Below are 7,414 nucleotides of genomic sequence, written 5' to 3' on the forward strand. Positions count from 1 at the left end.
CACGCTATCAATTACTATTACTAATTTGAGTAAGAGCCTCTTTGGCGGTTCGCTGTAAATAATACATCCGTACTATTGAATGGCGCTCGCGTGAGCCAGTTGCGTAAGTCCTGATAGTATTGAGAATCATCTGGTTGAAATTAGTCATTACTTTGTTAGTAAAACGACGAGCGGAGTGATGGAAGGAATTAATAATAGAATTAAGTTAATTATTCGGCAGAGCTATGGTTTTAAGAGCTTTGAATCTTTACGAGAGAAGCTGCTAGCTTGCTTATTTAAATAAATTTTACTTATACCCATAAGTACAGGAGAGCCGAGATTATGCTCTGTGACGGCTAAATCATTTACCAATGACTTAGCAGCCTTTTCTAATCCTTCAGTTCCATCAATGGCGTATCTACGTATTGCTTTCAATATATCTTCAATTCTCTCGATTAGATATATCTTTAACTCTTTAGATAAATCTGATTCCATAACCTTCTCTACTAGAGAACTAAACGTGGTATTGAGATCGTTTAAAAAATCTTGCTCTATAAATATTTTAGGATTTTGTGAATGCAGATAATTAGCTAGTGCATCAAGTGTATTCAGAACGCCCTTATTATCAATATAATCGGCAAATATACTCCATTTTGAAGACCAAATATGATTAGCAATAAAAACGTCCTGAAGTTCCTCTATTACTTTAATATATCTATCGATTTTCGGAAACTTATTTAATTTTCTTGCTTCTTCCTCAGCTTTATTCAAAAGTTCATAGAAATCCACAATGTTTCGATGTTGAACAGCAAGTGTCATTGCCTCCAATAAAATAGCGGCAGAACTTTGTTCCCCATTTCCATTCGTGACTGCCTCATCGAGAATAATCTCCAATCGCCTTAGTGCATTAGATTGTTCCATTATTCAATTCAAGCCAATATAAAGGTTTAACAGGACTAATGACATTTTAGCGCTATCACTCGCCTGTAGGTTGAGTGAGAAAGCAAATTGCCCGTAGTAGCGCGTCTAGCCTAATTCGTTGGGTAAACTAATGCCTATAATCTTGGAAAATTTTGATTTGGCGAATTGTATCAACCCAGCATTTTATTCTAGACGGGCTAGTAGGTCGGGTTGACGCAAGGAAACCCAAATCTACCTTTATTAAAATCCGCCCATTCTAGACTCACCAAACCCGCCAGTTTTATACTTCCTCGTCGCTGGTGTCATCAATGCGATCGCTCCCTTGGTGCGCTTTGTGCGATCGCACTCGATAAGCTTTGAGAGAATCAGGAGCGATCGCACTCTCGTTAATCTTTCTTTTTTTTATCTTTTTTCTTTTCCTTTTCCTTTTCTTTTTCCTTGTGCTTTTTCTTTTTGTCTTTACCTTTAGTCTCTTCTGCTGCTCGTAAAATCAAATTTCGCGCCACAGTTTGGGTACCCGTATGCTCGTAGTAATTGGTTGACATATCCAGAAAGGCAGCTAGATAATCCAACTTACTATCAGCAGTATTCATAAACTGTTGTAAGTGCGCCACAACGTTCTCTGGTGTTAACCCATGAGATGCAACAAAGTTACTCATCCAGCCGTTAACTGAGGCAAAACTTTCACCAATAAAGCCTAATTTACCAGCCGTAGTGCCGCCAGGAATTGCAGTGTTGATACTTTGATAAGCGGTATTCCCTTCTAATTGCGAAGGATTAAGCTGACCGAGAATTGATTGAGCTTTGAGGATGAAGTCGGGGCCAAGAGGAATCAATCCATCAACGGCAACTAGAGCCGCCATCCGCATTATGGATTCATTGTGATAGTTTCCTAAAGAAGTTCTAAATGCGTCGATGCTGGTAGGAATTCCGTGTAAGCGACAAAAGGCAATCAACTCTACTACCAGTTTTAGGGACAAATCGATGGCTTGTACGGTATCTGGTTTGGGAGTAAGCTGGTTTAAAAAATTCAGGAAGCTGATTTTCTCGCCAACTTTGTTCGCTAGTGCTGCTGCACCAATGGCGCTATCAGCACGGTCAATTGTTTGGTAAAGCCATAAGGTTTGTTGATAAACTTCCGTTGGGTCGTTGTACAGAGCGATCGCTCTGTCGCCAATGTCCTCAATCAAGTCTCTGTCGGTAACACCTGTCACCGCACGGATGGTGTTTTCAAACCCCACGACGTTTTGCCATTCACCAGGAACGACAAAATCGAGCGATCGCAGCATATAAACGGTCATGCTGCTAGTTGGCAGGGTATCCACCAATTTAGAAATAGATTGACTCACGAATTTAGCTCCTTTTTAACTAGATGCCTACCTCTTTTTAGCCTAATTTTTAGGAGGAGGTGCCTTTTACAAAAAGTTACAAAATTAATAGGCTTCTTGCATAAATGCCTTGAACTAAAGTTTAGGCTTAAAGCTCAAACCCTTTAAAACGGGTTTGAAATGTTTTCCAGTTAGCTAAAGCTAACTTTGGCTTTCAGCCCGTCTATGTAGGGGCTGACTTGCCAGCGCGATCGCAACAAAGCCCATAGAGTGGGTTGGGCGTTGGAAACTCAACCTCTGTTTTGTTCAACTGCTGTCGGAGCGCAAATTATTTGTTGTTACTACCGTTGGTGAATGAATGCTCGGAGTGAAAACCAAGCAACGGCAGCAAGGGGAAGGACAACACTGATACCAATGGCGGCCCCTTTCAATCGTTGTAGCGAGAGTACAGTTAATTTGATACCAAACACTGTGGTGACAGTGTTTGTCCATTCTTCTAGTTGATTTGGAGAACTGGTAGGAACCAGAACCATAATCGAAAAAAACAGTGCCAGATAGAAAGCTAAAAACGCTGCTCCACCACCAACTAGCGCCAGAGTGACTTTTTTGACTATCTGAAGAATTTCTTCCATCGCCTAAATACTTGAAATAAATCGGAAATTCGTCACGTCCCCTAGGATAGCGAAGAATGCACAAAAGCGATAGCGAAGCGATCCGCCGCAAGACAGATCGCCCTTGATAAATTTTGGAAACATTAACCAGAGTGCGATCGCACTCTGGTTAATCTTTATTTTTTTTCCTTTTTCCTAGTGCTTTTTCTTTTTGTCTTTGCCTTTACTTCTGCTGCTCGTAAAATCAAATTCCTCGCTACAGCTTGCCTAGCCGTAAGCTCGTAGTAATTGGTTGACATATCCAGAAAGGCAGCTAGATAATCCAACTTACGAGCAGCAATATTCACATTTTCATAAGTGGAGTCTGTGAACCAGCTTCGTCAATTAGTTGCACCAATCGCTGGCGTAGCGTCTCTAAACCTAAGCGTCCAGTTGCTGAAATAAACACCGCTTCAGGAAACTCTTGCTGAGCTAAAGCCAAGTTTTCGCTATCTACTTTATCGACCTTGTTAAAAGCAATTAAAGCTTTACCAGGAATAGTAGGCATTTCTGCTAGCACGTCCATCACTGAACGGATATGGCTTTCCCAAGCTGGATGGGACACATCGACCACATGAAGCAACGCATTCGCCTCAGTTACTTCCTCCAGAGTGGCGCGGAAAGCATCCATTAGAGGTGGCGGGAGTTCGTGAATAAACCCTACGGTGTCTGTAAGCAGAAGAGACCGCCGCTCTTGAGTGTTTGGATCTGTAATTACCAGTTTTCGCGTTGTCGGGTCGAGGGTGGCAAATAGTTGATTTGCTGTATAAACTTCGGCATGAGTCAACGCATTTAGTAGGGTCGATTTACCCGCGTTGGTATAACCGACTAACGCAATAGAGGGAATTTCTTGCTGTTGTCGTTGTTGTCGCAACCGGGAGCGATGGGCTTGTAATTGGTTAACTTCCTGCTGAAGTTGGGCGATTCGGCGTTGAATGGTTCGCCGCTCAGTTTCTAGTTTGGTTTCACCAGGCCCTCTGGTACCAATTCCGCCTCCAAGCCTGGACATTTCCCGACCTCGACCCCTGAGCCGAGGCAGCATATATTCCAGTTGCGCCAGTTCCACTTGCAATTTACCCGCTTGGGATTGAGCGCGTTGAGCGAAGATATCCAGAATTATTTCAGTTCTATCTACGACGCGGATGTTAATCTGCTCTTCCAGGTTTCGTGCTTGGGAAGGAGAAATATCTCGGTCAAAGACGATTAAGTTGGCTCCTAGTTGATGAGCGCGTTGGGCAATTTCTTCAATTTTTCCTTGACCGACAACTGTTTGAGGATGGGGGCGACTTCGCTTTTGCTGTATTGTTTCTAATACCTCTCCTCCAGCACTATCAACTAATCGAATCAGTTCTTCAAGTCCATCTTGAAACCGTTGGGGAGACACGTCCTCGGTCATCAACCCAACCAGCAGCACTTTGTCAGAGTCTGATTCAATTACTTGGAATTGCGATTTTCCATCGCTTGATTCCGAGAACTCGGTTTCCCATTCATCAACTAAGTCGTCAAAGTCTTGTTCGTTCAGCTCATCTAGGCTGAGGCGAGGAGAAACAATCCAAGGCGTTTCTTGTTCGGGTACAAGGTGAGCTAGGTAAGCTTCCTTGACTAAGCCTGTGGCTTCACTGTCCCGTCGTCCCGCTCCGTTGCCAGCGGGGATTAACACCAAAGCGTCTAAGCGCTGCCGTGCCATTGCGGTCAGTGCGGCTGGGTCAGGTGGCTCTAATTTAAGTTGAGTGGCAATGCAGCGAATTCCACTCAGGCGTTCCGCACTGTGCCGGGGAAGGTCTTGGAGCGGGATTTGAGTTTGGCTTGGCGTACCGACTGCAACTCGGATTACTTGCCCGCGTCGATTAAGGTAGCAGCAGACGGGGTGGTGAATCTCTGTACTGATTGCTGCTAGAGTTTGGGCGAATTCGGGAGTAGTTAGGCTATGGGAGGGTTGCCGTTGCTCGTACAGGCGCTGTAGTTGCTTGATGTAACTAGATTTTACTCCTTGTATATTCCCGTAAATGGTTTCCATAAGATCGGCTAGAAAACTAGCGCATTAAGTTCATTGATTCAATAATTACTAATTTTTTTTATTGACTAAATCTTCCCTTTGGACTAAGTAGGGGTATGAATCGGCGACTGACCAACATAGGATTAAGTTAAGCATTCTACATCTAGGAAACAGAAGGTCGCCGAACTCTATCTAACCAAGCCGAAGTGGAAGGCTGAAGACGTTATTTTTGAGATTGGCCAGCGCTGTTGGCAATCCGGTTATAAGGCAATAAATGGTGATGAATAGCACAATTACACACGTACCAAGCTGCGTGCTGATTCTCAAAACGCGAAATGGGCTATGCAAGTAATATGCGATCGCATTCCCACTAATCATACCTACGGTGACGAACTTGCCACAGGAAAAAATCTAAGATGAATTTTGCCCACTTCCATCACCAATAGTTCAGCAACAATGGAAAAAGACGCTACTTACTGGGTCGAACAGACTGAGAATCTGGTGAAAACGTGGGCTGAGACTCAAAAGAAAATCTGGGAAAGCTGGATTGATTTTATTAGGCCTGTGACAACTACCGAAACGCCTGCTACAGTCAACGGTATTCAAAATCAGGTCGAGTTATGGCTTCTGTATGCGGAGGGGCTGCAAAAGCTAGGTCAGCTTTCGGTAGAACCACTGCGCCAGTCACTAGAAATGGCGATTCAGGCGATGGGCGGCGATGTTGCATCAATAGAGCTGAATAACCTCTACTGGGACTATCAACAGACTGGCAACTTACTGCAAAGCCCAAGCCTCGGATATACCCGTGAGTTCAACAACAAACTGCTTAAAAGCTTTGATGCCTGGACAAACTTCTATAAAGCGAGCTTTGACTATCAGTTAGTGCTGGTCGATGTCTGGATGAAAGCCTTTGAGCAGCTAATGCGATTGGCATCCTCCCAAGAAAAGGGCGAAACGCTTCAGAACTGGCGGCAGTTTCAGCAAGTCTGGAGTAGGGTATTTGACCAAGCATTCGCGCAGACGTTCCGTTCACAGAATGCCCTTGAGATCCAGGGGAAATTCTTGAATGCAGCCATGACCTACAGGCTCCAGCAGCAACAGCTAATGGAAGTGTTTCTGAAGATGAATAACTTACCAACTCGCAGCGAAGTTGATGAAATTCACCGTAACGTCTACGAGTTGCGTAAGGAAATCAAAAGCCTTAAAAAAGCTTTAGGAGAATCCCAACGCAGCGAGTCTTGAGGATGCAATGCACGATTTTACCGAGCTAACCCAAAAACTGTTTAAGGGTGTCGAGAGCTTCAGCCGCCTGCGCGAGGAGGACATTCAGATTGGGGTGACACCCAAGGAAGAGGTTTACCGAGAAGATAAGGTGGTGCTGTACCGCTTCACACCAAAGGTGGAGCATTCCCTGAACATTCCTATCCTCATCGTTTACGCTCTAGTCAACCGTCCCTACATCGTCGATTTACAGGAAGGGCGATCGCTTGTTGCCAATTTGCTCAATCTTGGCATGGATGTATACATAACTGACTGGGGCTATCCGAGCCGAAGCGATCGCTTTTTGACTCTTGACGACTACATCAATGGTTATATCAATAACTGTGTGGACGTAGTACGCGATCGCCATAACTTAGAGCAAATCAACCTGTTAGGCATTTGTCAGGGAGGTGCTTTTAGTCTCTGCTACAGTTCCATTTACCCAGAGAAGGTGAAAAACCTGATTACTATGGTCACTCCGGTTGATTTTCACATCAAGGAGGGACTGCTCAATGTTTGGGGTGGAAGCACTCTAGGGTCACAAGCGCTAGACGTGGATCTAATGGTAGATACTCTGGGTAACATCCCCGGCGACTTCATGAACTTAGAGTTTTTGCTGCTGAAGCCATTTCAGTTAGGAATCCAGAAGTATATTGACCTTCTGGATACTATCGAATCCGAGGACAAGCTGCTCAACTTTCTCCGCATGGAAAAGTGGATTTTCGATAGTCCTGACCAAGCTGGAGAGGCTTACCGACAGTTCATGAAGGACTTCTACCAGGGAAACAAACTGATTAAAGGTGAGGTTGAGATTGGCAACAAGCGAGTGGATCTGGGAAACATCCGCATTCCGATTTTGAACATATACGCCGAGCAAGATCATCTGGTTCCTCCAGCATCCTCCTTGGCTCTTGAGAAGTACATTGGGAGCGAAGACTACACCGTGCGCTCCTTCCCGGTTGGACACATCGGGATGTATGTCAGCAGTAAGGTGCAGCGAAACCTTCCTCCAACTATTGTCGATTGGCTTAAGGTGCGAACTTAGAACAGTTGAGGCTATCTAAAGCTTTGCGATCGCGAGTGCATTCCAATGCAAGCAAAAATATCTGGCGATTGAAAAGATGTTGTTGGTCAATTAGCGAAGGTTGTGACCCCTCCCCTTGATCGGCTATCCATTACCCGCATCTTTCTTAACAATCAGACAAAATACTTAAAATAATGCTCAAAGGCATAACAGGTATAGTTTTGAGAGAAGAACCTAGTAGCGGGTGATGGTTTCA

The 7,414-nt window shown here is 44.4% G+C and carries 7 protein-coding genes; 2 read left to right on the forward strand and 5 right to left on the reverse strand.

Going from position 1 to position 7,414, the window contains the following annotated elements; translation table 11 throughout:
- Positions 1–222: 222 nt before the first annotated feature.
- The 5 genes from H6F74_RS14000 to hflX all read right to left on the reverse strand — a co-directional run bounded on the left by H6F74_RS14000 (position 223) and on the right by hflX (position 4,895).
- Entirely contained in the window at positions 223–900 is a 678-nt protein-coding gene (locus H6F74_RS14000) for a hypothetical protein (protein ID WP_190442064.1), read from the reverse strand.
- A gap of 240 nt (positions 901–1,140) precedes the next feature.
- Positions 1,141–1,281 (reverse strand): hypothetical protein, encoded by a 141-nt coding sequence (locus H6F74_RS14005; RefSeq protein WP_190442066.1) that lies wholly within the window; start codon positions 1,279–1,281, stop codon positions 1,141–1,143.
- A 5-nt stretch (positions 1,282–1,286) separates the two neighbouring features.
- A complete protein-coding gene (locus H6F74_RS14010) occupies positions 1,287–2,249 on the reverse strand; it encodes a hypothetical protein (protein WP_190442068.1) in 963 nt (320 codons plus the stop codon).
- A 320-nt stretch (positions 2,250–2,569) separates the two neighbouring features.
- Positions 2,570–2,860: a hypothetical protein gene (locus H6F74_RS14015; protein ID WP_190442069.1), complete on the reverse strand. Its 291-nt coding sequence runs from the start codon at positions 2,858–2,860 to the stop codon at positions 2,570–2,572.
- Between the two features lie 322 nt (positions 2,861–3,182).
- On the reverse strand, positions 3,183–4,895 hold the full coding sequence (gene hflX / locus H6F74_RS14020) for a GTPase HflX (protein ID WP_190442078.1): 1,713 nt from the start codon (positions 4,893–4,895) through the stop codon (positions 3,183–3,185).
- A 435-nt stretch (positions 4,896–5,330) separates the two neighbouring features.
- On the opposite strand from hflX, the gene phaE reads away from it, so the two are divergent.
- Together phaE and phaC are read left to right on the forward strand one after the other, a co-directional pair.
- Positions 5,331–6,116: a class III poly(R)-hydroxyalkanoic acid synthase subunit PhaE gene (phaE, locus tag H6F74_RS14025; RefSeq protein ID WP_190442080.1), complete on the forward strand. Its 786-nt coding sequence runs from the start codon at positions 5,331–5,333 to the stop codon at positions 6,114–6,116.
- 7 nt (positions 6,117–6,123) lie between these two features.
- Complete coding sequence (phaC, locus tag H6F74_RS14030; protein ID WP_190442082.1) at positions 6,124–7,179, forward strand: class III poly(R)-hydroxyalkanoic acid synthase subunit PhaC; 1,056 nt, start codon at positions 6,124–6,126, stop codon at positions 7,177–7,179.
- Positions 7,180–7,414: the final 235 nt, after the last annotated feature.

The organism is Trichocoleus sp. FACHB-90 (assembly GCF_014695505.1).
Taxonomy (GTDB): domain Bacteria; phylum Cyanobacteriota; class Cyanobacteriia; order Cyanobacteriales; family FACHB-T130; genus Funiculus; species Funiculus sociatus.

What these genes read in the sequence shown, in the direction of transcription:
- H6F74_RS14000 (WP_190442064.1), bottom strand. Translation starts at nt 900, where the DNA reads ATGGAACAATCTAATGCACTAAGGCGATTGGAGATTATTCTCGATGAG.
- phaC (WP_190442082.1), top strand. Translation starts at nt 6,124, where the DNA reads ATGCACGATTTTACCGAGCTAACCCAAAAACTGTTTAAGGGTGTCGAG.
- H6F74_RS14015 (WP_190442069.1), bottom strand. Translation starts at nt 2,860, where the DNA reads ATGGAAGAAATTCTTCAGATAGTCAAAAAAGTCACTCTGGCGCTAGTT.
- hflX (WP_190442078.1), bottom strand. Translation starts at nt 4,895, where the DNA reads ATGGAAACCATTTACGGGAATATACAAGGAGTAAAATCTAGTTACATC.
- phaE (WP_190442080.1), top strand. Translation starts at nt 5,331, where the DNA reads ATGGAAAAAGACGCTACTTACTGGGTCGAACAGACTGAGAATCTGGTG.